Genomic DNA, 25,846 nt, shown 5'->3' on the forward strand with positions numbered 1-25,846 from the left:
TGTTAATTTTATTTTATATGATTCCCTAAATAAATTAAAGCCCCCAGTTACGCTCTCAATCCTAAGAAAAGCCTTTAGTTACGCTCTCAAGCCTTAAAAAAGAGCCTTCAGTTACACTCTCAATCCTGAGTGTTGACCGGTCGCGAGATTGGCTTCCGGTTCAACACTCAGAGATTGATAGCTACTGAAGGCTAATCGACTTATAGATAACGCAAATAAATATTAAGCATTGATACGACAATTACAATGATGGTGCCTGGTACGAGCTCCTTGCAGTAGGTTGCCCAGCTGATAGGATAACCTTCTTTACCTGCAGTAGAGATACCAACTACGTTAGCTGAAGCTCCGATAGGAGTCATGCTTCCACCGATATCTGTACCAACAGCAAGTGTCCATGCCATTGTCGAAAGATCTACACCTGTAGTCTGTGCCAAAGCATTGATAACAGGAATCATAGTAGCTGAGAATGGAATGTTATCAATGAAGGCTGATGCGACTGCACTTACCCAAAGGATGATGGCAATCATAACGTGTGCATTACCACCTGAAATCTTTGCGATAACATTTGCTATAGTAACAAGTACGCCTGTCTCCTCGAGACCACCAACTACAACAAAAAGTCCGATGAAGAAAAACAGAGTCTCATAATCAACTCTTGTGATAAGCTCTTTGAATCTCTTTCTTCCTGCACAAAGTGTGATGATAGCTACAAACACACCGATGAATGCAACAGTAAGACCTGTCATAGCATGTGTAATAAGAAGACCAACTGCGATGGCAAAAATTACAACGCTCCAGAAGAACATCTTCTTATCATTAATCTTAATATCCACATCGATTGTGCTAGGGTCTACCTTGTCCGCTGGATTCTGAAGACGATTACGCATTGTAAAGTAAAAATAGATGATGATAATCACAAGGGATACTGCAGCAAGGGCTCCTGTATTCATTACGAAATCTGCAAAGGAATATCCAAGAGATGTACCGATAATAATGTTTGGTGGATCACCGCACATTGTGGCACTACCACCGAGGTTTGCACAGAAAATCTCCGCCATGATAACTGGCACTGGATTAAACTTTAATGTACGTGCCAAACGGATTGTAACTGCTGCAAGGAACAGAATAACTGTGATTGAATCAATAAACATAGCAAGTACAGATGATAGTACCATGAATGCTACGAAAATCTTTCTAGGCTCAAAATTTGCAAGCTTTGCAATCTTGAGACAAAGCCAATCAAAGAAGCCTGCCGCAGCCATACCTTCTACCATTACCATCATGCCCCAAAGGAAAATGATAGTAGCCCAGTTGATACCTGAAGTCTGCTCAGCAGCCTCTCCTGCTGAATACCAAAAACTAGTTTTAAAAATGTTCTTAAATGCTAACGTATTTACGAATGCATGAGCGTCTCTCATACCAATACCAAATACAAAAATACTGGTAAGAGCAGCACAGCCCAATGTCACATAATGCTTTGGAAATCTATCCCATACGATTAGTACGAACATAGCCAAAAAAATGACTATAGCAAATATCTCTGCTAACATAAAAACTCCCTTCATATACTTTATTTTTCCAACATATTGTATACGAAGAGAGTTTGATTTTGAATAAACATTTTGCACTAAATGTTTGCGTTTTCTATTAATTTTTTCATCGATGCAGTATTTTTGTATTCCTCTAACAAATGAATAGCCGCCTGCTGCAAATCACCAAGTGCAAGATATGGTCCACGATTAAATCCTTTATAGGTAATCTGCCTTGTTCCATCCGCTTGCTCTTTAATCTTACATAGACCTTCTTTTTGTAGTTCGATTGCCTTCTCGCTAACCTTCTTTCCCGGTTCAACAATAGTAGTTACACGGGCATCACCCTTTTTATCCAACTTGAAAGAACCCCATTTTTCATATCTAATCATTGGCATTCCATAAAGATATGCTCGTTCGACAACAGAGACATAACCATCTGGCTCAAAGGTTGGAGATACATTCATCATAGATTCCAAAAGCTTGTCTGGATCATAACCTGGCATAATCAAATCGCAGCCAGCATGAATATCCTCGCCCTTATCTGACATTGAGCCCCAGTCGGACATGATAAATCCGTTAAAGCCCCAGTCAACTCTTGCTATATCAGTAATAAGTCCCTTTTGAGATGAGGTGAACTTGCCATTTATCCTGTTTCCAGAAGTTAAAAATCCTGCAGGCTTTATTATGCTTACACATGCAGAAAATGGTCTTAAGTAAATTTCTGCAAAGGCTCTTCTTGTAAGGTTAATATCTGCATCCCATGTAAAGGTCTCCTGATTGGTGGTTACGAGATTTTTTAATATGACATTTCTGCCCTCATATCTCTTTACACCCATGATAAAGCCTGCACCAAGAACACCTGATAATGCAGGATCCTCAGAATAGAATTCAAAGCTTCTGCACCACATAGGATTTCGATTTACATTTAAAAATGGAGCAAGACAATAATCAATATCATATTCCTCCATCTCACGGCCATAGGCGCGGCCCATTCTAACCATGGCACTCATATCCCAGGTCTGTGCCATATTCATGGGTGATGGAAAACAGGTACATGGAATACCAACTATTCTTAGTCCAGATGGACCATCCGCGAAATTAACTCTTGGAATACCCAAGGTAGTCTCAAACTGATTAGTGGATTTAGCGGCGATATCAATCTTCTTGTCATCATTATTAAATTTGAAACCAAATCTACTGTCGTTATCAAGTCTCGATTCTTCCACAGAACCAATTACGATTCGCGCTAAAATTTCTGGTGATAGTGAAGCGACAAACTCCTCCATTGTAACCTTGCCCTTAACCACATCAATAAACGTAGCGCTTCCGCAAGGCTTCACCTTTTCGATTTTCTCATAAGCCCTGAAAGGAATATCGTAGGCATTATTGTTAACATATGAGAGATAATTGCTACCCTCGGTGACATAGGTAGTAAATTCATCCTGTGGCACAACGTCTCTGTTCAAGGAATTGTAATCGTCACCTGACAGGGATGCCACAAGTATGTATCCTGTCTCCTCTTCCTTTCGTGGAGGTGGTGTAAGATAATTTCCAAAATCACGCTTCTCGACAAACTGAGTAACCTTCTTCAAGATAGTTGTTTTGTCCAAAACCATCTTTGCACAAATCTTTGTATCTCGAGAATCGCTTCCCAATCTGAATATATAATCGCCCTCCTCCATAAGGAATAGAGATTCTTCCTCATCGAAGGAAGTAAGCGCCATCATTGGAATCTTTACAGTTACTTCCTCTGATTCACCTGGCTTTATCTTACCAGTCTTTCCAAAGCCGCAAAGTACCTGGTATGGTTTATCAAGCTTGCCATCTGGAAGAGTGCAATATACCTGAACCACCTGTCGACCAGCGCAGTCTCCAGTATTTGTCACCTTCACTCTCATCATTATTGATATCCAGCTTGCCTCGAAATATTCAAGGTTCATATCAAAGCTGGTATAACTCAAACCGAAGCCAAATGGATACAACGGCGTGATATCAAAGGCATCAAAATAACGATATCCTACATAGACACCTTCTTTATAGTCTATTGAGTTTTCCCTGACTGCCTTCGTGGTTGCAGAATGATTGTAGCAGGTTGAATAATCCTTGAATTTCTTCGCCCATGTACAGGTCAGACGTCCACTTGGGTTCACTGCTCCCGTGAGAACATCTGCAAGGGAATTTCCCGCTTCCATGCCAGGAACTCCCATAAGGATAATACCCTTTACGCTTTTCATTCTTGCAACAGTTGCAATCTCTAAAGCATTGGAATTTAATACCAGAATTACATTCTTGAAGGATGATGCTATACGATTAATATTATCCATCTCCTCAGGAGAAAACTGATATGTTTTATTATTCTCAAAAAATTGAGGATCATCTATAAAAGGTCTTCTGGCTACATATACACATGTATCAGTTCCAAGAATAGCTTCTGCCATATCAGCCTCTGAAATTGGAACCTCAGGTGAAAGCATTTTCATTCCGCCAAACATAATATTCACCCGATTTTTCGAATCTGAATACTCACGTTCAGCCTGCTTCACAGCCTTTTCCATCTTGTTCAGCCAGCTATCGGTGCTAAACGTAAATCCGTTATTTTCGAGGCCATCCCTGACGTTTACATTTTTATCTGTGTAAACTCGGTTGTAAAAAATGCCGCAAAAAAGAGTGTCAACAGCCCCTGATCCAAATAACGCAATCTTACCTCGCTGAATAGGAAGAATGCCATTATTTTTCAGCAATACCATACTGTCGGCACCAAGTTGGCGGACTAAGTCCCTGTGTTCAGGAAACGCCATTTTTCCACCCTTAGTAATTATTCCCCTCAATTGTCTTAGGTTCATCTTCAAGTACTCCTTAGCAATTACATAACCCCGAAAAATCCCTCCCCAGAAATCTTTCATTTAGACAAATTATATGATAATATTTTTTTATTTAAAAAATGTGAAAAAAAAGTGATTTTTGCGCATTTTAAAAGGATTAAGGAGGTCTGCATGTTTAAAGATATGTTTGAGAGAGATTCATCTCTTTCCTTTGAAGTATTCCCGCCTAAAAAAGATGATGAATTTGAAAACTGCTACAAGGTTCTGGATTCTCTTGCTGAAATCAATCCAGATTTCATCAGTGTAACCTACGGTGCTGGCGGCAGTCGTTCCAAAAAAACCGTTGATATTGCTTCGTATATACAGAATCAACTAAAGATAGATGCCATGGCACACATGACCTGTGTAGGCTCAACTGAAGAAGATATTTTAGCTGTCACAAAGGATCTCGAGGCTGTTGGCGTCAATCACGTTCTTGCCCTTCGCGGAGATAAGCCACGAGATATGTCAGATGAACAATTTGAGCAGCGAATCTTTCCTCATGCAACCGACCTAATACATTTTATTAATCAAAATACTAATTTAATTGTATCAGCATCTTGTTACCCTGAAAAGCATCCAGAAGCAATTTCCATGGATTCTGATATAGCTTTTATGAAAATGAAGCAGGATATGGGCGCTGAGATGTTTATCTCACAGCTCTTCTTCGACAATTCGGATTTTTACAGATTCATTGAACGTGCCCGTCGCGCTGAGATTACAGTACCTATCGTAGCTGGAATCATGCCTATTACCTCTGCTAAGCAGATTGGCTCTACGGTTACTCTTGCTGGTTCCTCTGTTCCAAAGAAGCTTGCCGATATCTGTGCAAAATACGGAGAGTCGCCAGAGGATATGCGCAAGGCTGGTATCGCATATGCGATAGACCAAATCAATGACTTGAAGCGCTGCGGAATGGGACACATTCACATCTACTGTATGAACAAACCTAAAATGACAAAAGAAATCTGTGAAGGTATATGTTAAAATATAATCATTATTAATGATTGGAGAAATATAATGGATGGTAAGAAAATTGAGCAGGAGATTTTAGAAATCACCGAAGAGCTCATAAAGGATTATAAATCAGATCGTGCGATTGATAAGATGGACACTTTCCATCAGCCAAACAAGGACAGCATAATCGATATCACTAAGAAGCTTCTTAGAATCGTTTATCCTGGCTACTATCGAGACCACGTTTACAAGGTTTACAATGTAGAGACAAACCTTAACACTTTAATGGAGGATGTTGTTTACAATCTCAATAAACAGATTGCGCTTATCCTCTGCTACAGTGCAGATTACTGTGGATGTTGTGATGATGAGTGCGCAACAAAGGCTGAGGAGCTTTCCCTTGCATTCCTTAAGCGTATTCCAAAGGTTCGTGCTTTGCTGGATACTGACCTTCAGGCTGCTTACGATGGCGACCCAGCTGCAACAAGCATCGATGAAATCATCTTTGCTTATCCGGGAATTTTAGCTATTACTATTTTCCGTCTGGCTCACGAGCTTTACGATTTAGGAGTACCTATCATCCCTCGTATTATGACTGAGCATGCCCACTCTCTTACAGGAATTGATATTCATCCTGGTGCTACCATTGGCGAATATTTCTTCATCGACCACGGTACAGGTATCGTCGTTGGTGAGACTACTGTAATTGGAAAGAATGTAAAAATCTATCAGGGTGTTACTCTTGGAGCTCTTTCTACAAGAGGCGGTCAGAATCTTCGTGGTGTACGCCGTCACCCTACCATCGAAGACAACGTTACTATTTACTCAAACGCTTCTGTACTTGGTGGCGATACAGTCATCGGACATGATTCCATTATTGGAGGTTCTACCTTCATCACAGAATCTGTTCCACCAGAATCAAGAATTTATTATGATGTAAAATAAAATTAAGGCCTGCTCAAACTGAGCAGACCTTTTTTATTACATACAAGTATATCCACCATCTACTGGAAGAATAACACCATTTACGTATGAACTTGCAGGTGATGCAAGGAAAATTGCGGCTGTATCCAGCTCGCCCTCCTTACCATATCTGCTAAGTGGAATCATTGTCTTAGCGTACTGCTGGAAGAACTCACTATCCAGAGTCTCCTTTGTAAGTGGTGTTTCGAAATAACCCGGGCATATCGTATTTACGGTAATTCCTTTTGCGCCCCACTCAGCCGCAAGTGCTCTTGTCAGATTAACCATACCACCCTTTGCAGCATGATAGGCTGCGGCTGGTGCAATGTTATTTCCAACAAGACCATACATTGAAGCAATGTTTATCACACGTCCATAACCAGCAGGAAGCATTGCCTTCTTAGCCACTGCTCTTGCCATCTTAAAGCTCCCAGTTAGGTCGATTGCAACCTCACCTTCAAACTGCGAATCTTCCATATCTTCAGCAGATGTAGCTCCCGAACCGGTGCCTGCATTATTGATAAGGATATCAATTCTGCCACATTCCTTAAGCACCTCATCCACTGCTGCATTTACTCTGTCAGTGTCAGTGATGTCACAAGGAACTCCTATAGCTTTTACTCCAAACTCCTTTGTAATCTCTGCGGCAACCTCTTCGATTAGATTCTGACGTCTGGCTACTGCAACAATGTTGCACCCCTGTGCAGCCAGTGCCTTTGCCATCTGCACTCCAAGACCTGATGAGCAGCCTGTTACCAGTGCAACTTGTCCCGATAAATCAAAATAATTCTTCCCCATACTTCTCCTCCTACAATATGGTTACACTTCTCTTTATCGCTTCACAAATCACATGATTTGCAAGAGTTCCCACTACATCAAGGGTCGCCTGCACATCTCCAAGTGACATAGCATAAATGCTGTCACCATCCATAGAGGTATGAACTGGACGAATAGAACGTGCATATCCATCGTGTCCCATTCCTGCAAGCTTGCAAAGCTGTGTCTTATTAAACTTGGCATTTGTAAGAATGATTCCTATGGTTGTATTTGTGGTCATACCTGCTGGAGGATTCACATACATATCATATAAAAGCTCCTCGCAGGATACCTTATTCAATCCAGTACCCTTCTCATTTTTGACGCCTGCAATTCTCTTGCCATTTTTAGCATCGTACACATCACCGATAGCATTTGTACAGATGATTGCACCAACCTTCAGTTCTCCAAGCTCTACAGCATAGCTTCCTATTCCAGATTTCCAACATCTGTCAGGACCAAGCATTTTTCCTACTGTGGCACCGCATCCTGCGCCAACACTTCCATCTTTATAATTTCCATGCTTTCCTTTGAAAGCAAGCTCTGTAGCCTTATAGCCCATAGCCTTATCAGGATATACATCGCTGCGACCATATTGCAAATCAAAAATATCTGACTGACAAACAAGAGGAACTACAACATCCCCAACAGGAAAACCTATCTTATGCTCTGAGAGATACTGCATTACACCACTGGCTGCCTCAAGTCCAAAGGCTGAGCCTCCACCAAGAACAACACTATGAATCACCTCTGCTGCTGCGAGTGGATCAAGTAATCCCGACTCACGACCTGCCGGGCCACCGCCTCTGATATCAAGACCACAGGGAGCTCCCTCAGGAACCACAAAGACAGTGACACCTGTTCCAGCCTTTTTGTCCTCCGTCTGACCAATTCGTACATTACCTATAGAATTTATATTGATTTCTTTGAGTTTCATTTTCCCCTCCCCTTACTAATAAAACTATCTATTTATCTGATACGTATATGCGGTATTGTAAGTAGCCACATAAAGTGTATCATCTTTTATTTCAAACTGATCTGCAGCTGATTCCAGCTTAATCTGTTCTACCTTTTCTCCAGTATTTTTATCAAGAAGATATAAGTAATCTGGCTCTGCTGTGAAGCCGTATCCACAAATTATTGTATCGTCTACAATCTGGAAATTGCAGGCATTGCTTACCTGTGGCTCACTTCTCCATAACACCTTGTCTGTGCTCATATCAATGGCCACCATATAGCCTGACCATGGTGCTTCGGAAGTATATCCATTATGTGCCAGTGATACATAAAGCACACCATCCATAGCCTTTGCCCAATGAATATACTGACTGGATTCTTTACCTTCCTCTTCATCAGGTCCATTGCAAAGAACAGACATATCATAAGTATGAAGAAGCTCATTAGTTTCATAATCATACAGGAATAATGTTGTGAACTCATATCCCCAATCGCCACCATCACCTGGTGCGTAATAATAGTTTCCATCACCATAGCTTAAGAATGGTTCTTCAAAACCATTCTTCTCTCGCCATACTGAAGTATCAAGCCATTCACTCGTATCCTTACTTGTCTCAGTAAGTGTAATGTGCTTAGCAGCTGCTGGCTTTGCCGAATCACTAACATATTTATGCCAGGTTGGATTGGCTACAGTTACACCTGCAGCGCCATCATCATATCCATAGTCTTCGCCATCACCCATTTTTGTTGGCTCAACTGTCTCTGTCTCAGCTGTCTCCTTAGTAACGATTGAGTCCATATCCTGTTTTCCAGATGGCTTATAGTTTTTCTGGATAATTCCAGCGATATCATCCTCAGTAATAACTACATCCATATCACCCGCTGCATAGCTTGCAATTTCATATGGTGAAAAATATATATGAATACCCTCATATGACATGGTCCAAGTATAGCTGTCTTCGCTCATCTTGATTTCGAATGGATCTCCATCCATAGCACACTCACATACCAGGTAATTTTCTATTTCCTCTTTATTTTCAGGATACTTTTCAAAAATCTTTTCACGAATTTTCTTCCAAAGAGCCTCTTTGTCAGTAACCACTTCTGACAGATTTATGCTGTGTCCTGTATTTGTATCAATATTAATTGAATATGTATAGTGACTAGGATGAGCTCCACCTGCATCCGAATAACTCGAAATCAGCGCTGAAAACAATCTGTCATCTGCACGAACTATTTCAATAGAAGTCTCATCTACATAGTCTACCGAGTATTCTTCGCCATCCTCCTCAGCGTACTCCTGCTTCATGTAACCAAAATCCGCTACTGCTGATTTCGCACTTTCTGCCCAGCTCAAATTATAGTCATCTATGCTACTTGCAAGATTTGGATAGTTGTTTGCGTATTCCTCAGAGAGAATTACCTCTGGGTAAAACCCCGTAGCGTAAACAGTTTCATCTTTTTTAGCCTCAAGTGGATGATATACAACTGTAATACCAATCTTAGTATCATCGTTATCACCCATTGTCACCTTATCACAGCCTACTAGCGACAGTGAACATGCCACCGCCATAACACAGGCCAATAATCTCTTTTTCATTACATCATTTCCTTTCAAATCTCATAATAAAATATTATATCTTTCTTTAAAATATTACCAAATTATCTCTTTTATGGCTATAATCTCCTCCTTATAGGCAATAAAAATAGAGCTGACTATTTAAAGTCAGCCCTACACATTAAATATATTTACTTTTCTTCAGTCTTTACGCTTACATCTGCGCCAGAGATGTTTACGTTCTTGTTTACCTTAGCATCGTATGTGTTAGCTCTCATAATCTCTGTGAAATCTACACCTGTTGCCTCGCTCATGGTATCAAAAACCTGCTTCATAACGATTGGCATGTTAGCTGAAATTCTGGCTGCTCCGCCTTCGCCGCCATCACCTGTCTCGTAAATGTTAATCTTGTCAATCTGTGAAAGTGGCTTAGCAATTTCAGCTGCGATTTCAGGCATTACCTTAATCATCATTTCTGCCATAGCAGCACCGTTGTACTTACGATATGCCTCTGCCTTCTTCTCCATTGCCTCAGCCTCTGCAAGACCCTTTGCTTTGATTGCTTCAGCCTCTGCCTTACCTTTTGCTGCGATACCAGCTGCCTCAGCATCATACTTAGCCTTGATACCAGCTGCTTCCTGCTCTGCAGCAAACTTCTGAGCCTCAGCCTGCGCCTTCTTTGCATCAGCCTCACGCTCCTGCTCGTACTTAGCAGCCTCAGCCTTCTTCTGTCTCTGAATTAATTCTGCCTCAGCTTTCTTCTCTGCCTGATACTTTTCAGCATCTGCCTGTTTCTCAATCTGGGCTGCAAGCTCCTGCTGCTTAACTACTACTTCCTTCTGCTTCAGTTCTGCCTCGCGCTCTGCCTTAGCAATCTGAGCATTTACAGTAGCTGCTTCGATTGTCTTCTGCTGTTCCTGCTGCTGGATTGAGTATGCTGCATCTGCAACAGCGTTTGCTGTATCAGCCTGCTGCTTCAACTCTGCCTGCTTAATAGCAAGTGCATTGTTCTTCTCAGCGATTTCTGTCTGAGCTGTAACTCTTGCATCGTTTGCTGCCTTGTCTGCCTCAGCCTGTGCGATTGCCACGTCTCTATCTGCCTGAGCCTTTGCAATAGCTGCGTCCTTCTTAATCTTAGCTGTGTTATCCATACCAAGATCATTGATAAGTCCATTTTCATCAGTTACATTCTGGATGTTGCAAGAAAGGATTTCGATACCAAGCTTGCTCATATCGCGGGAAGCTTTCTCCATAACCTGATCAGAGAAGCTATCTCTATCAGTGTTGATAACCTTAAGAGAAAGAGTACCGATAATCTCACGCATGTTACCCTGTAATGAATCCTGAAGATCCTGAGTAATCTGCTCTGGGTTCTTATTTAAGAAGTTCTTTGCTGCAAGCTGGATAGCTGCTGGATCTGTACCAATTCTTACTTTTGCAACTGCATCAACATTTACATTGATGAAATCGTTTGTAGGTACTGACTGCTCTGTCTTAATATCTACTGTCATCTGTCCAAGATAGAGCTTATCAACTCGCTCAAAGAATGGAATCTTGATACCAGCACGACCAACTAAAATTCTAGGATTCTTTCTAAGACCTGAAATGATAAATGCTCTATCAGGTGGTGCCTTTACATAACCTGCTACAATGATTAATACAAGTACAATAATTAGTGCAATAATAGGGATAAGTTCCATACATTTCCTCCTTCTGCGACTAGGTCGCTATAACTATCTCTTGATAGTTATATGTTATAGCGTTACTCACCAATTATACATATCTGGTTAAGAAAATTAAAATAGTATATCTTTCAATTTTTGCGAAATAATTGACCATATAGAGGATTTTTTACTACTCTTACTTTTCTTTTTAGTCTTTTTGTCTTTAGCTTCAATCTTCTTGGTCTGTTTCTTTTTATTTTGCTTTTTCGAAGATTTATACTTCTTTTTGTCTTTTTTCTTTTTTGAGCTCTTTTCGGAGTTATTCTTTGTCTGTTTGTTTTTATTAACCTGTTTCTTAGATGAATCTTTCTTATTATCTATCTTTTCATTTTCAACATTCTTTGAAGATTCATTATCTATCTGTGTTGAATTTTCCTCCACTAAGAGACTTGAACTCTGATTAATTACCTGCTCTGCTTCTACTGTTTTTTTCTCCGGAGTATCAGTCTTCTCATCAGCCTTAGTATCTTCTTTTTTCTCCTCAGGTTTCTCTTCCTCAGGTTTCTTTTTTTCCCTGTACTGAGGATAAAGTATCACCTCTGTATCAACTATAAATGACTTTTGATAGCTACTGTAATGACATTTAAACATCTGATCTTCTGTTATTTCAGTAACAGGCTGCTCTCCCTCAGGGTCTAGTGACCAATATGCAAATTCCATATTTGAGCCCTCAGGAATATAGCTTTCCGGTTTTATTACACTTTGCGTAGCATTATCAAGATCAGGGATTTCATAAGGCATATCATCAATACTAATCTCATAATCAATATACATTAATTCATCTGAATAGCTCTTTAAATCCTCATTTGGGGCATAGTATGCTAAATCTCCATACTGATATCCCCACTTTGGATATAAAACCAAATCACCACTTAATTCTGCCAAATCACAATTTGGCACAGGCTCAGTTAATTCCTCATCTAAATACCAGTCGTAAACCGTATATCCCTTTTTGTAAAAGCCTCCACCTATGTAATAAGGGCTATTTTCAGAATCACCAGGATAATAATATTTTGGCAACTTAGTTACTTCAACATCATCACCAAACACATACTTTAGCTTGTATGGCTCAGTCGATGCATAGAATACGGTTCTATAGCTGTCGTAGGTTCCTATTATTGCTGTATTTCCCTTTTTCCCATAAAAGGTAACAAGTCCGTTTTCATCAACGTCCGCCACATCTGGATTTCTAGACTCCCATGTAACCTTTGAAGCATCATCTACAACTGAATCTGCACCCATTACAATCTGGTAGGTATCATCCTTATGTCCTCGAATGCTTTCTTCTTTGACTGTAAGTGCTTTTTTCTCGTCAGAGGATTCCTCATTATTATTTGTGTAAAGGAAAACTCTTGGATCATATTCATACTCATCGCCATTTATTGTGCATCCATGATCAACTGGGCAATCGATTTTATAGGATTCACTTGTGAGAGTGTAATTGTACTCCACTGGAACACTAACCCAACCATTATTCTTGTCAGTGTAAGTAAGGGAAACCGTTACATTAGTATCCTTTTTTATCTCAATTGGATTATCTAAATGAAGGGTATAAACACCCTTATATTTATTGGCTAAATGCCCCTTTGCAGTCTTTCCCGCAGCCTTAACTTCAACATCCATTTCCGAATAGGCATTATCTATATATGCTGCAACAGCTTCTATTGTTTCTCCTGCATTCACCTTGTAATCTGTTGTCACAGTTGCCGACTCTGAATCAACATAATAGTTATCCCAAATCAAAGATGATGAATATGAATATGTATTGTCATAAGGATGAAGACTAGTTGTAAACGCTGTAACAGTACCTGTCCAGTTAATACCATTATCGTAATAGGATACCCAGAAATAACCATTCATTCCATAATCATTTAGGCCCCAGCTATTTCTAATCAACCAGGCACCATCGCCTGGCGCAGTGGTTTTGAAGTTTTCAGCTGGGAAATTATCATCCCATCCAACTATAGTAACCGCATGATCCGGCATACAATCCTCCCCATCACTATAGTTATACATGGAATCTTCCATCCAACTAAAATACTCGCCTTTGGTGCAGACAAGTGTATATACTGAGCCATGCTTTAAAATAGCATCTTTAACGTTATCTCTTTCGCTTGTCTTTATACGATTAATACTTTCCAGTCTTACGCAATTGTAGTCCATAGCATATTTGGAATCGACATCCTCTTCTGCCCTGCTATAAGGAACTACCGACTCTGGAACAGCTCCTACACCATTAAACATTGCGTTATAAATATATGAATCATGTCCACCATCCTGGAGATAATCACTTCCTTCGCCAACAGTATATACATCGTTATCATGGCAATTCTTAGGATCATCATAATAATGAGCACAGTAATATGCTAACTGTAATTCTGATAAATCAAAACTACTATCAACACATGTGTTTCGGTTAATAACGTCGGTCTCGATAGCACCTACAGTTGCATGTGCCCAACAGGTACCGTAGCCTCCCTGATCTCTTATTGTCGGCAAATTGCCCTGCTCGTAACCATTATAAGCTGCAGGAGGCTCGTGTTCAGGACCCTCGTAAATTTCTTTTTCATTATGCTCAACATATGGGCAATCCGGACAATCTGGGTCTTCTTCCTCGGGACAATCTGGACAGTCTGGGCAATCTGGATCTTCATACTCTGGGCAATCCGGACAGTCTGGGTCTTCTTCCTCGGGACAATCTGGACAGTCTGGATAATCCGGACAGTCTGGATCTTCTTCCTCTGGGCAGTCAGGACAATCTAAATTCTCATCATACTCTGGCCAATCTGGACAACCCAAATTCTCATATTCTGATTCCTCTGAATCTTCTTCCTCAGCACCCCAGTCAAATAATTTAGCCAGCTTTGATTCAACAAAACTTCCTACCTTATGAAATAATGAAGTAAATAATCCTGTTTTTGCTTTCTTTACTGGCGCATTTTCTTCAACTGTATCTCTTTCCACTTCGGGATTTTCTATTCCCTCAGATGGAATATCTTCGTCATTTACTTTTACAGTAATTTCTGGAATAGAAACTTCTTCGTCGATTTCATAATCACCATCAATAACAGGTGCAAATGTATAGGATCCAAGCATCTCATTATAATCAGTAACCGGCTCCCATTTTGAGATTTCTATATCTATCTCATCGCCTTCTGTGTAGGCCACAAGACTCTTTGGAAACTTCTTTTTAAGGCTGACGAAGGCTAGCTTATACTCTGTTTCTATAGGCTCAAGTTCGTCAAAGTCTGTAATAAGTTCTGAGGTTTCTTCCTCTTCTTCTAGCTCTTTTTCCTTTAGCTCCTCTTCATCTAATTCCTCTTGATCTTCTTCCTCTGAATCCTCTATGGATTCCTCTTGGTCTTCTTCCTTCTCAGAGTCTTCCTTTAAAGAATCTTCCTTTACAAAGTCATCCTTTGATTCAGATTTTTCTTCAGATTCTGGAAGTTCATTTTTTTCCGTGGATTCTTCTAATTCCTTCTTTGAGTTTTCAGATGAATTATCTTCTAATTCCTCTGTAGATTCTTCCTGGGAAATATCCTTTGAATTATCGTCTGATTTTTCTTTAGAAATTTCTTCTGAACTGTCATTAGAATTGTCTTGTAGAGCTTCTTGCGTAACTTCTGTTGTTTCTTCCTGCGATATATCTGCAGTTTCTGTAGCAATGGAAACGATACTATCACTACAAAGTAATGAAACAAGAAGCAAGCAGGATACTGCTCGCATTTTAATCTTTGTTTTCATACATTAAACTCCATAACTTAATTTTTGCCCAATTAGTTTATCATTCTATAATACTGTGGTCAAACAAATGGCAGGTCCATCGGACCTGCCATAATCGCATTACATTTTCAAGTATTCCAATCCCTGTTTTACCTCATCAGGCACAACGCCTTCGTTTTTCTCCACCTTATCTATCATGGTTTTCAAATGGTTATACGCCTGGCTGCATTTTATCTCATGCCGGGAAATAACCTGTTCATACATTGGATGATTTGCTACCTTTGAACGATACGCTTTTGCGAAGGTACAATGCTTGTTCAGGATATTTCGCTCCGCCTTATTCAAGCGGATACTGCCCTGGGCTTCGAAATTAATCCAAATGGTGTACTGCTTTGTGAAAGCCTCACGCATATTATTACGTGAAGATTTAAGCAATGTTTTTACCTTCTCTTTATTCTCAGCCGACAATTCCTTGTTCTTTCGATAGAAAGTGAAATAATCGTAGAAATCTGAAGTAAGACACTCTGAACCAATATCGTTCCAACGAGAGCCCTGCTCTTTTCTGCAAATCTCCCAACGGAAAGCACCACAGCAATATATCATCAGCTTATCCAAATCATCGAAAGTGAACATCGGAAATACGAATCGTCCTGGTGAATCCACCTTAATACCACCGCACTCCTGCCACATCATAGCACGCATTCCACAGTTTGGAAGTAGCACAATATCCGGCTGGACACGCTTCAAGTAGGATTCACTCTTAACTCCAGCCTCCATATCTGTGAAAAATCCTTCGCGAAGGAAAATGCCATAATCCACTTCTTCAATCTTGCCCATAGCCTCTTCAAGCTTTGCCTTTGTCAGAAGTGTTTTCATAACATCTCCTCCAAAATCTTCCTTGGTAAGAATTGGACAGAATGATGACATCTTTCCAGAAGTAGTTCTGTTTGCAGAAATGAAAAAATTGTCCATCTCGAATTTTACCTTCTGCTCCTGGTCGTTCATCCAATTTGGCATATCTGCTTCGGAAATATTTCCAGCCTTACGTTCCTCAAGAACGAAGCCTCTATAATCAAGATCCAGCTCGTTTCTACTAGGCTCACGCTCACCAGCGTAAACAGCTCTAAGCCAGGTATAGATTGTGAATACATGCTCTCCCTGACACAGCGTTTCCATTCTATCCATGATGTCGGCCAACTCATTAGTTAGGTCATCACCAACAGCATCATATTCAATATATCCCATATTTAGGAACATCTTTATGATGGTATCAAGCTCTCCACCGTATGCTTCGAACTCCAAAGCTCTAAAGAAGGTTTTCTTGTAAATCTCATAGAATAGATCCACAGCTTTCTTACGAACCTTACGCTCGTTATCCTCTTTTCCTTCTCTATCTGAAAGGGCAAGGTATTCAGCAATTTGCTCTTTATACTCAGCAGTCTTATCCTCATCAATCTCAGCAAATTCACATATATGCTCAAAGGTCTGAGTAAATTCAGCCTGCTTCATCATCTTAGCCTCATCGAAGTTTGCAGCTGTAGCGGCAAAGTCATGACTATCATACTCTGTCCAGCGCTCTTTTATCAAAGCTTTGTCATAAAGACCTGACTGGGACATGAACTTATAGAGCATCTTCATTAGCTTCTTTATGTCATCCTGCTTTGCTCCATGCTGAGCAGCATATATCTGAAGATTAAAGATTAGCTCAAACATATCCCCTTTGTCTGGTGAAAGAAGAATTGATGAAAATTCCTCCAAATAAAAGCCCATTGTCTCGATACACTCGATGGCACGCTTCATATAGCCGCAGCTGATTCCAATAACACCTGTAGCAATCTCATTGCGGCTTCCATAAATATTTTCAATTTCTTTATTATCAACGGAATTCAGGCTATCGATGTAGTCATGCTCCCACTTAAGAATTTCATCCTTTAAATCCAGCGGTTCTATTTCTTCCAACATTGGAATTTCCTGGATTTCTGCACCAATGGTTCTGCACTGCTTCTTATATTCGTTATTGATTCCTCGGCAATAGCTATAGAAATCATCAACCTGTTTTTTTCTGTCATCGTAAATCTTGAAAACATCACGGCACTGACGAAATGCGCCCTTTGAGAAACCAAATATATACACCGGCTGCGCCTCAAAAATAGCATCGAAATCATTCATGTTCTTGTATGGACATTTAATTACCATAGCATCCTCTGCCACAGTATAATCTGCCTCATAAGAAACATTCAGCGCATCAGAAAGGCCCGCAATTGTACCTGGCCCCAGTGTCAAATGCTGGTCCTTCCACACCTGCTCAATAGTGCCTGTCACAATTACATACATGCTATCTACAGGATCGCCTTCATTAATTAACTTTTTCCCCTGCGCAACATTAATAGGTTCCAATCTTTTCTCCTTAAGGTGTGCATTATACCCCAATATTGTATAGCTTAATTATAAAATTGTCTGAAAACTATTGCAATCTTACGTAAATCATTTCACAAAAAATTAAAAAACCCGTTCACTAACAAGGCTCTAGAGTGTAAAAAAGGAGGCTAATATATAGCCTCCAAAAACTTGCTTACTATGTTGTGATACTCCTGCCTTGCATACAAGTAGCTTTCTGCATGGCCTGCCCCTGAAATCAGATGAATTTCCTTGTACTGCTGGCAGGCTTCGTATCCTGCTTTGCTATGTTTAGGTAAAATAAACTTATCATCAGCTCCATGAATAAAGCAAACCGCTGTGGTAGTATTTTTCTTAAATGAATCAATTGGTCTGATTCTATCCAAACGATAACCATGTACTATCTGACTTGCTATAGATGCCAAATGCGATAAAGGCTTTGGAATATGAAACCAGCTCCACCCCAAATCTTCTAGTAACACTGAAAGGTCTGTAAAAGGGCAATCGGCAACACAAAACTCAAAACATTCATCCAAACCAAGTGCAAGTATCGAACTGGCTGCGCCTAAACTTTCCCCATGTAAACCTATGCTTATCTCACGACCAAACTTTTCCCTGAGAAGTCTGGCTATATTAACAATATCCCTGCTCTCTTTATATCCCATTGAGCAATAGCAATCTGCATTGTCACCATGATGTCTAATGTCGTATATATAAGCATTGTAGCCAAGCTCATGGAAAATGTTTAAATACTTAACTCCACCCAATCGATTGTAGGTATATCCATGGGTGATAATTACAAACTTGTTATCATCTCCTGATGGGATGTATGTGCCATGAATAAGATATCCATCATCCATTGTGAAGTTCATTTCGACCTTTTCATATGAATCATATGGTCCCCACAAATCCTTGCTTTTTTCTATCTCAGGTGCCTTATCAACTGGCACACGATTTTTAGGCAAAGTAACGAACCTTAGTAGGCCAACAGAAAACACCACTAAAACTAGTAAAATCACAAATAACACAATAAAAATAATCAATAAAATCTTCACAAAACCCCACCTCTATTTATTTAAATCTATTTAAATGTATCCACTGTAACCTGATCCAGATTAACGAACTTGGTCTCTTTAACCTTGGTCATTAATATTATAAGTGATAATGCCATAAACGGAACACAGATTACTAAGAATAGAACATCAATAGGAATAAACTTTTGACCTATAATAAATGCAATCTGTCCTATAAACATGCCGGCTCCAATAAGGACTGATATGGTACCCATAACAGATGAACGCATGCTTGATGGAGATGATTCTGCAGGCATTGTAAGAATCAGTGTATCTGACATGGACCAAAGGCCACCTATAGAACAACCATAAGCTACTCCTGCTGTAATTGGACCCCAGCCTAGTCTACATGCTAATACAAAAATTAAAAGTCCCCCTAAGGCTATTGTTCCAAGTAAGAGACAAACTCTTTTTCTTCCTAATTTGTCCGAGAAAAGACCGCTCAGTATAGTAACAATTCCATTGCAGAATGGATATATCAAAAGTGCCAATGACACCATCTGCGTTGTCATGGCTCCCTCTAAAACTGTTGCATAGTAGGATGTGTAGAAGGTTGTTGCAAAGAATAAAAATCCTGCGATTAAAATCCATCTCAATTGCTTGTTTGTAAATATAAACTTAACTGCATTAAAAACTCCACCTTGGCTGGAAGTATTGTTTTCCTTTTCTGTCTGGCGGCGTCTTTCCTTCTCTTCTTCAGTTAAAGAAAGATAAAATATTCTTTGTTCTAAGAACACAGGTGTTTCTTTAACAAAAACCACTGATAAAATTCCTACCACTAATGCCACTACAACAGGTATGGCATATACATATTTCCAACTTGATGAGACTCCATCATTCAAAAAAACTTTCGAAAGAACGCCAATAGATGACACTGAAATAAGGGCTATGCCCTTAGCTACAAAGCTGTAGGTGGCACGTTTCTCCTTTGGTGCTGTCTCCATAATATAAAGAACCTGCATATCACTTGGTGTGAAAAACAGCATGAAAAGCATACCTATTATGTATTGAAGAACACTTGTTGAAGTCATAACAACAAGCATACCTAGCCCCATACCTATGGTGTTAATCATAAGAAATAATCTTCTTCCATAGCGATCGGACAGAGCCTTATAAAAAGGCGCTATTATCAGGAATAGGTTTGACAGCAAATTCCAACTTGCCACGTAGTTTAGCGACTCCTTATATTCTGTTGAATTAACGTCCCTGGATGATATTTTGAATAAATCAAAAATAATGTATGGCTGCATAGCCGAATTGATGTTAGATGTAACCTCATCAACGATGTAGATAATAGTAAGAACCACCATTATCATACCAAGATAGTAAGCAGGCTTAGATGCACTGGCAGCCTTTCTAAGGCGCACTAACTCCTTGGCCTCCTTCTCAAGAGTATTATTTCCCATATAAAATTCCCCCTTATCATTTATACCCTAGACATAAGAGTATCACGATAAGAGGGAAATGCAAGACTTGATTATTTTGTACCAAAGATTCTGTCGCCTGCATCGCCAAGACCTGGGCAGATGTAAGCATCTGAATTAAGCTCGCGATCAATGTGTCCGATGTAAATCTGTACATCTGGGTGAGACTCGTGAAGAGCACGAACTCCCTCTGGAGCACCGATGATAGCCATGAACTTAATACGCTTTCCACCGTGCTGCTTGATGAGGTTGATTGCATCGATTGCAGAACCGCCTGTAGCAAGCATAGGATCTGTAACTACGATGAGACGCTCCTCGATTGGGCTAGGAAGCTTACAGTAATATTCGTGTGGCTCATGTGTCTCCTCATCACGGTACATACCGATGTGACCAATCTTTGCTGTTGGTACAAGACGCTGAATACCATTAACCATTCCAAGACCAGCACGAAGGATTGGCACGATTGCCATCTTACGACCAGCGATAACTGGTGCCATGCACTTCTCGATTGGTGTCTCGCACTCGATTTCTACTGTCTGTAAATCGTTGAGAGCCTCAAAAGCCTCAAGCATAGCTATTTCTTCTACAAGTGCACGGAACTCTGCTGTACCTGTGTTCTTGTCTCTAAGCATTGTAATTTTGTGCTGAAGTAAAGGATGTGTTAACTCTACTACGTTATCTAACTTTTCCATTAGAATAATTTCCTCCTAAAATTTCTTTTATTAATAAGGTGATTCGGGCCATTTAAATATGCCTTTACCATCCCTCTTTATCAAAACGATATCTCTCAGGATTACCATACTCGTAATCTCTTCCTGGGATAATCGCATTGAGAACTACACCTGCGATTGCAGCTATTGCTAGACTTGTAAGTGTGATGTCTGTAGAACCTACTGTGAAGGTAAGTCCATCAGAGAAACCAAGACCGCAAACTAAGATAACTGCTGCAATAATAAGGTTTCTTGAATGTGTGAAATCAACATGATTCTCAACCACATTTCTAATTCCTATTGCACTAATCATACCATAAAGCATGAAGCTTATTCCACCTACGATTGCGCTAGGCATTGTGCCGATGATGTCGGCCATCTTAGGAATAAATGAAAGTACAATAGCGTAAACTGCTGCAATTCTGATAACCTTTGGATCGTGAACCTTTGAAAGCTCAAGAACTCCTGTGTTCTCACCATAAGTAGTGTTAGCTGGACCACCAAAGAATGCTGAAAGAGCTGTAGCAAGACCATCACCTACAAGTGTACGGTGAAGACCTGGATCAGTAACAAGATCCTCTCCAACTGTAGCTGAGATTGCTGACATATCTCCGATGTGCTCCATCATTGTTGCAATGGCGATTGGTGCCATAACAAGAATTGCTGAGATATTGAACTTGCAGATGAAGAAATCTGGGAGACCAACCCAGGCTGCCTCATTAACAGCTGTGAAATCAAGGATTGCACTGCCGTCTGCATTTGTCATACCAAGTGCGTTGAAGATAAGAGCGCATACATATGAAATTACTACACCCATGAGAATAGGAAGAATCTTAAATAATCCCTTTCCCCAGATGTTAAAGATGATTACTACTGAAAGTGCGATGATGGCAAGAAGCCAATTTGAAGATGCATTAGTGATTGCTGATGGTGCAAGTGAAAGACCAATGCAAATGATGATAGGACCAGTAACAACTGGTGGAAGATACTTCATAACTTTGTTGATACCAACAAGCTTGATGATAAGTGCAAGAAAAAGGTAAAGAGCTCCGGCAACAACAATACCGCCGCATGCATATGGAAGCTTTTCGCCCATAGTCATATTTTTGAAAATACCTGTATTTAAATTAGCAACTGTGTGAAATCCTCCGAGAAAAGCGAATGAGGAACCAAGGAAAGCTGGAACTTTTAATTTAGAACATAAATGGAAAAATAAGGTGCCGACACCTGCGAAAAATAAAGTAACCTGAATTGAAAGACCTTCGCCATTGAAATAATTATTGACGAGAATTGGAACTAAAATAGTGGCTCCAAACATTGCAAATAAATGTTGAAGACCTAAGATGAGCATTTTCGGAATACCTAGCGTAGAGGCATCCTTGATTGGTGCATGTGTGTTCATACATTTCCTCCCATGAATATGAATTGATACATTTCGTGATTACATTAACCAGCCTGATTAATGAAATCTTGCTTAAACTTTCAGTATTCTATCACAACAGGATTGCTCTGACAATCCCAATTATTAAAAGATGCACAGGATAAAAATAATTGAAACAATATCTGATAATTTTAGAAGAACTACCTCGTTTTCCATTATATAAGGCGATAGGAATAAGCATCAAAAATGCCCATGCCTCCATTGTTCCGCATCCAAGTGCGAGAATAGCTACACCTGTTGCAAATGCAAGCATACGTTTATTTCTATCATCCCCATGTAAGACATACATTAAAACTATGACAGCCACACCTACCATGTTGTAATCAACATGAGCAAAATACGCGATAAGAATTCCCGCTGCATAGCACATAAGTACTACAAGCTTTTTCACTATAAAATTTTCAATACCCCAGAATTTCTCTTTTTTTGACTCTTCTAAAATCCAAATCAAAATAAGACCTATTAAAAGAGTAAATACTACATTGGTCTTTCCCCAGTTAAAAGGTATTCCAAATAAACTCCAGTCAAAAGGAATCTCTGAAATCAATGCCAAGATAAACAAACGTATAACATACTTTTTCACATTTCTGGTATGGAAAAATCCCTCCACCAAAAGAAAGCAGTATATCGGAAAGGCCATTCGCCCAACGCCCCTTAAGAAACGATAGAATTCCCAATTCAAGCTGTTGTCTGCCATGCCCTGTGTGTAATACAAGCCATAGGCAACGTGATCCACTAACATTGTGATTATTGCGATAAGCTTTAATGTATTCCCCGTTATTCCAAATCTAACTTTATTCTCCATTTTCAAAAACCTTCTCAAAAAAAATCTCCCTGATGTAACACACATCAAGGAGATTATACCACACTATGCTTTTTCTTGTCCTTTTGAAAGACCCTTTATTCCGAATAAAGTTCCAATCATTATTACAATACCAATAACCAGACAGATGAACCAGTTTCTCACAAATCCTGAAACAATATAAGAAACTAGTGAAACTGCAGCAACCGTAAATGCATATGGAAGCTGAGTACTTACGTGTCTGATATGATCACAATCTGCACCAGCTGAAGCCATGATTGTTGTATCTGATATTGGTGAGCAGTGATCACCACAAACTGCACCTGCCATGCAAGCTGAGATGGAAATAATCATAAGCTCATTATTTACATCTCCACTAAACACATTAACTACGATAGGAATGAGAATACCAAAGGTGCCCCATGATGTTCCTGTTGCAAATGCAAGGAAGATTCCAACAAGAAATACGATTGCAGGAATAAGGCTCATAAGATTTCTGTTATCGGCAATGTTAGCAACAAGTCCACCTACGTATTCTGCTGCTCCAAGAGAATCAGTCATTGATTTAAGTGTCCACGCAAAAGTAAGAACTAAAATAGCTGGCACCATACTCTTGAAACCTTCAGGAATAGCATTCATACATTCGTTAAAGCTTAATACCTTTGTTATAAGATAGTTGATGATTGTAAGAATCAAAGCAACAACCGAACCATAAACAAGTCCAACAGATGCATCTGAGTTTGAGAATGCATCAATAAAGTTCGCACCCTCGAAAAATCCGCCAGTGTAAATCATTCCGATTACACAACAAACAATAAGAGAAAGAATTGGGAACACCAGATGTGCAACCTTTCCTTTTTCTGAAACAGGTGGATGTGGCTGATCTTCTGCACCAGTAAGTGATGCAGCATCCTTCTTCTTGCGCTCCTTTAACTGAGCTCTGTGATTAAGCTCTGCCAAATTCATTGAACCATAATCAAAATTCATGAAAGTAATTGCAAACATCATTACAAGTGTAAGCAATGCATAGAAGTTGTAAGGGATGGCTCTGATGAAAAGTGTCAGTCCATTCGCCCCATCAACGAAGCCTGTTACAGCCGCTGCCCATGAAGAAATAGGTGCGATGATACAGATAGGCGCTGCAGTAGCATCAATAAGATATGCAAGCTTCTCTCTTGAAATACCATGCTTATCAGTAACTGGTCTCATAACCGAACCTACTGTAAGGCAGTTGAAATAATCATCGATGAAGATAAGCATTCCAAGTACAATTGTAGCAACCTGTGCTCCTGCCTTTGTCTTAACATGGGTAACTGCCCACTTACCAAAGGCGGCAGAACCTCCGGCTCTGTTCATAAGCATTACCATACTTCCTAAAACTACAAGGAAGATAAGGATACCAACATTCCAGCTATCAGAAAGCTGACCAATCATACCATCTACAAAGATGTGCTCCATGGCAGCTGTAAGATTAAAGCTTGAATATAAAAGACCACCTGCTAAAATTCCAATAAATAAAGAAGAGTAAACCTCCTTTGTAATAAGTGCCAATAAAATGGCTACAAGTGGTGGCAATAGCGACCAAATTGTGTTAGTAAATTCCATAGTTCTTTAATTCCCTTTCTAAAACCTTTGCATGAGCCTCCTCCATTTCTGTAAGTGGCTTTCTAAGAGGACCAGCCTCAAATCCCATAATATTAAGAGCCTTCTTAACAGGGATAGGATTAACTTCTGAAAATAGTGCATCTATAAGTGGAAGTGCCTTAAGCTGCATCGCAGCTGCCTTTTTAAAATCTCCATCAAGACATGCCTGACATAAATCATGTGTCTGCTGTGGTGCAACATTTGAAAGAACTGAAATAACTCCAAGTCCTCCAAGTGACATGATAGGCACTATCTGGTCATCATTTCCTGAATAAATATCTATGCATCCATCAGCCAACTGTGCAAGCTTTGCAATCTGGCTGATATTTCCACATGCTTCCTTGATTGCCACGATGTTATCCACATCTTTTGCAAGTTTTACTGCTGTCTCAGGAAGAATGTTGCAACCAGTACGTGAAGGAACATTGTAAAGAATGCAAGGAATCTTAATTGCATCAGCAGTATCTTTAAAGTGCTCGTAAAGTCCCTTCTGAGTAGCCTTATTGTAATAAGGAGTTACAAGTAGAACTGCATCTGCTCCAGCCTTCTCAGCTTCCTGTGAAAGATAGATTGCTGTTTCAGTTGAATTAGAACCAGTTCCTGCAATTACAGGCACACGCTTATTAACTGTCTGAACGCAACGCTTAATTACGTCTATATGCTCTTCATGAGAAAGTGTAGATGCTTCGCCAGTTGTACCGCAGATTACAATTGCATCTGTGTTGTTTTTAATCTGGAACTCAATCAGATTATCAAGCTTCTCATAGTTAACCGAACCGTCACCATTAAAAGGTGTTGCAATAGCTACCGCTGCACCAGTAAAAATACTCATTTCTTTATCCTCCTTAATCCAATAAAAAAAGCTGACCATAATAAATGGTCAGCCTACAATCGCGTAATCGTATGATAGCTCCCCACTTATTACTAAGTGACAGTCATACGAATATTCTTCGTATGCCCAAGACAAACACACACAGGAGTGTGCTCTCTTTCGGCGAAATCCCCTTTTATCTCATATCACTTGGGCCTGTCCCATCAATGAGATTACTAATGTTTCTCGCAACCTCTATCTTTTATTAAGTTGAAATTATACTACATCAGCGTCTATTCTCTGTCAACAGCAAATTTATCACTTATTTAGACATTTATCAATTGTCTCTTTATATTTTGGCAGCGTAAATTTGTACTCGGAAATCACAGAAAAGACTATCCCTGTGTTTTATGATAAGAATTAGATTTGTTATAATCTTACTCTTTTTCTCTT

At 39.8% G+C, this 25,846-nt stretch carries 17 protein-coding genes and 1 riboswitch; of the genes, 2 read left to right on the forward strand and 15 right to left on the reverse strand.

The window, feature by feature from the left end:
• Window positions 1-200: 200 nt before the first annotated feature.
• Both BMZ41_RS11505 and BMZ41_RS11510 read right to left on the reverse strand, forming a co-directional pair.
• Window positions 201-1,550, reverse strand: a complete 1,350-nt coding sequence (locus tag BMZ41_RS11505; RefSeq protein WP_090169185.1) for an ArsB/NhaD family transporter — start codon at window positions 1,548-1,550, stop codon at window positions 201-203.
• Between the two features lie 77 nt (window positions 1,551-1,627).
• Entirely contained in the window at window positions 1,628-4,375 is a 2,748-nt protein-coding gene (locus BMZ41_RS11510) for a glycoside hydrolase family 3 C-terminal domain-containing protein (RefSeq protein ID WP_177184213.1), read from the reverse strand.
• A gap of 150 nt (window positions 4,376-4,525) precedes the next feature.
• Between BMZ41_RS11510 and metF the strand changes: the two genes are divergently transcribed.
• Both metF and BMZ41_RS11520 read left to right on the forward strand, forming a co-directional pair.
• Window positions 4,526-5,380 carry a methylenetetrahydrofolate reductase [NAD(P)H] gene (gene metF, locus BMZ41_RS11515; RefSeq protein ID WP_090529748.1) on the forward strand — a complete coding sequence of 285 codons (855 nt, stop codon included), beginning with the start codon at window positions 4,526-4,528 and terminating at the stop codon, window positions 5,378-5,380.
• A gap of 33 nt (window positions 5,381-5,413) precedes the next feature.
• Window positions 5,414-6,295: a serine O-acetyltransferase gene (locus BMZ41_RS11520; RefSeq protein ID WP_090169178.1), complete on the forward strand. Its 882-nt coding sequence runs from the start codon at window positions 5,414-5,416 to the stop codon at window positions 6,293-6,295.
• A 36-nt stretch (window positions 6,296-6,331) separates the two neighbouring features.
• Here BMZ41_RS11520 and BMZ41_RS11525 read toward each other — a convergent pair whose 3' ends face one another.
• From BMZ41_RS11525 to dapA, 13 genes are all read right to left on the reverse strand, one after another.
• The gene (locus BMZ41_RS11525; protein ID WP_090529751.1) at window positions 6,332-7,111 is read right to left on the reverse strand and encodes an SDR family oxidoreductase; all 780 of its coding nucleotides are present in this window, start codon (window positions 7,109-7,111) and stop codon (window positions 6,332-6,334) included.
• A gap of 10 nt (window positions 7,112-7,121) precedes the next feature.
• Window positions 7,122-8,066 (reverse strand): P1 family peptidase, encoded by a 945-nt coding sequence (locus BMZ41_RS11530; protein WP_090529754.1) that lies wholly within the window; start codon window positions 8,064-8,066, stop codon window positions 7,122-7,124.
• A 24-nt stretch (window positions 8,067-8,090) separates the two neighbouring features.
• Window positions 8,091-9,686 (reverse strand): DUF3298 and DUF4163 domain-containing protein, encoded by a 1,596-nt coding sequence (locus tag BMZ41_RS11535; RefSeq protein WP_090529757.1) that lies wholly within the window; start codon window positions 9,684-9,686, stop codon window positions 8,091-8,093.
• Between the two features lie 149 nt (window positions 9,687-9,835).
• Complete coding sequence (locus tag BMZ41_RS11540) at window positions 9,836-11,344, reverse strand: flotillin family protein (protein ID WP_090169169.1); 1,509 nt, start codon at window positions 11,342-11,344, stop codon at window positions 9,836-9,838.
• 96 nt (window positions 11,345-11,440) lie between these two features.
• The gene (locus BMZ41_RS11545) at window positions 11,441-15,112 is read right to left on the reverse strand and encodes a C1 family peptidase (protein ID WP_090529761.1); all 3,672 of its coding nucleotides are present in this window, start codon (window positions 15,110-15,112) and stop codon (window positions 11,441-11,443) included.
• Between the two features lie 99 nt (window positions 15,113-15,211).
• Entirely contained in the window at window positions 15,212-17,488 is a 2,277-nt protein-coding gene (locus tag BMZ41_RS11550; protein ID WP_090529764.1) for a cyclic nucleotide-binding domain-containing protein, read from the reverse strand.
• A 149-nt stretch (window positions 17,489-17,637) separates the two neighbouring features.
• Complete coding sequence (locus BMZ41_RS11555) at window positions 17,638-18,543, reverse strand: alpha/beta hydrolase (protein WP_143002013.1); 906 nt, start codon at window positions 18,541-18,543, stop codon at window positions 17,638-17,640.
• Between the two features lie 26 nt (window positions 18,544-18,569).
• On the reverse strand, window positions 18,570-19,967 hold the full coding sequence (locus BMZ41_RS11560; protein ID WP_090529767.1) for an MFS transporter: 1,398 nt from the start codon (window positions 19,965-19,967) through the stop codon (window positions 18,570-18,572).
• A 71-nt stretch (window positions 19,968-20,038) separates the two neighbouring features.
• The gene (upp, locus tag BMZ41_RS11565; protein WP_090529770.1) at window positions 20,039-20,677 is read right to left on the reverse strand and encodes a uracil phosphoribosyltransferase; all 639 of its coding nucleotides are present in this window, start codon (window positions 20,675-20,677) and stop codon (window positions 20,039-20,041) included.
• Window positions 20,678-20,741: 64 nt separating this feature from the next.
• Entirely contained in the window at window positions 20,742-22,097 is a 1,356-nt protein-coding gene (locus BMZ41_RS11570) for a uracil-xanthine permease family protein (protein ID WP_090169155.1), read from the reverse strand.
• A gap of 91 nt (window positions 22,098-22,188) precedes the next feature.
• A complete protein-coding gene (locus BMZ41_RS11575) occupies window positions 22,189-22,941 on the reverse strand; it encodes a TraX family protein (protein WP_177184214.1) in 753 nt (250 codons plus the stop codon).
• Between the two features lie 63 nt (window positions 22,942-23,004).
• Window positions 23,005-24,543, reverse strand: a complete 1,539-nt coding sequence (locus BMZ41_RS11580) for a Na+/H+ antiporter NhaC family protein (RefSeq protein WP_090529775.1) — start codon at window positions 24,541-24,543, stop codon at window positions 23,005-23,007.
• Entirely contained in the window at window positions 24,530-25,414 is an 885-nt protein-coding gene (gene dapA, locus BMZ41_RS11585) for a 4-hydroxy-tetrahydrodipicolinate synthase (RefSeq protein ID WP_090529777.1), read from the reverse strand. The genes BMZ41_RS11580 and dapA overlap by 14 nt, the downstream gene beginning before the upstream one ends.
• Window positions 25,415-25,481: 67 nt before the next feature.
• Window positions 25,482-25,659: riboswitch (Lysine riboswitch) on the reverse strand.
• Window positions 25,660-25,846 lie beyond the last annotated feature (187 nt).

The organism is Pseudobutyrivibrio sp. UC1225, assembly GCF_900115215.1.
In the GTDB taxonomy this organism is placed as follows: domain Bacteria; phylum Bacillota; class Clostridia; order Lachnospirales; family Lachnospiraceae; genus Pseudobutyrivibrio.

Bases quoted from the DNA above. Each gene is read 5' to 3' on its own strand.
- BMZ41_RS11505 (WP_090169185.1), bottom strand. From the start codon at position 1,550: ATGTTAGCAGAGATATTTGCTATAGTCATTTTTTTGGCTATGTTCGTA.
- BMZ41_RS11510 (WP_177184213.1), bottom strand. From the start codon at position 4,375: ATGAACCTAAGACAATTGAGGGGAATAATTACTAAGGGTGGAAAAATG.
- metF (WP_090529748.1), top strand. From the start codon at position 4,526: ATGTTTAAAGATATGTTTGAGAGAGATTCATCTCTTTCCTTTGAAGTA.
- BMZ41_RS11520 (WP_090169178.1), top strand. From the start codon at position 5,414: ATGGATGGTAAGAAAATTGAGCAGGAGATTTTAGAAATCACCGAAGAG.
- BMZ41_RS11525 (WP_090529751.1), bottom strand. From the start codon at position 7,111: ATGGGGAAGAATTATTTTGATTTATCGGGACAAGTTGCACTGGTAACA.
- BMZ41_RS11530 (WP_090529754.1), bottom strand. From the start codon at position 8,066: ATGAAACTCAAAGAAATCAATATAAATTCTATAGGTAATGTACGAATT.
- BMZ41_RS11535 (WP_090529757.1), bottom strand. From the start codon at position 9,686: ATGAAAAAGAGATTATTGGCCTGTGTTATGGCGGTGGCATGTTCACTG.
- BMZ41_RS11540 (WP_090169169.1), bottom strand. From the start codon at position 11,344: ATGGAACTTATCCCTATTATTGCACTAATTATTGTACTTGTATTAATC.
- BMZ41_RS11545 (WP_090529761.1), bottom strand. From the start codon at position 15,112: ATGAAAACAAAGATTAAAATGCGAGCAGTATCCTGCTTGCTTCTTGTT.
- BMZ41_RS11560 (WP_090529767.1), bottom strand. From the start codon at position 19,967: ATGGGAAATAATACTCTTGAGAAGGAGGCCAAGGAGTTAGTGCGCCTT.
- upp (WP_090529770.1), bottom strand. From the start codon at position 20,677: ATGGAAAAGTTAGATAACGTAGTAGAGTTAACACATCCTTTACTTCAG.
- BMZ41_RS11570 (WP_090169155.1), bottom strand. From the start codon at position 22,097: ATGAACACACATGCACCAATCAAGGATGCCTCTACGCTAGGTATTCCG.
- BMZ41_RS11575 (WP_177184214.1), bottom strand. From the start codon at position 22,941: ATGGAGAATAAAGTTAGATTTGGAATAACGGGGAATACATTAAAGCTT.
- BMZ41_RS11580 (WP_090529775.1), bottom strand. From the start codon at position 24,543: ATGGAATTTACTAACACAATTTGGTCGCTATTGCCACCACTTGTAGCC.
- dapA (WP_090529777.1), bottom strand. From the start codon at position 25,414: ATGAGTATTTTTACTGGTGCAGCGGTAGCTATTGCAACACCTTTTAAT.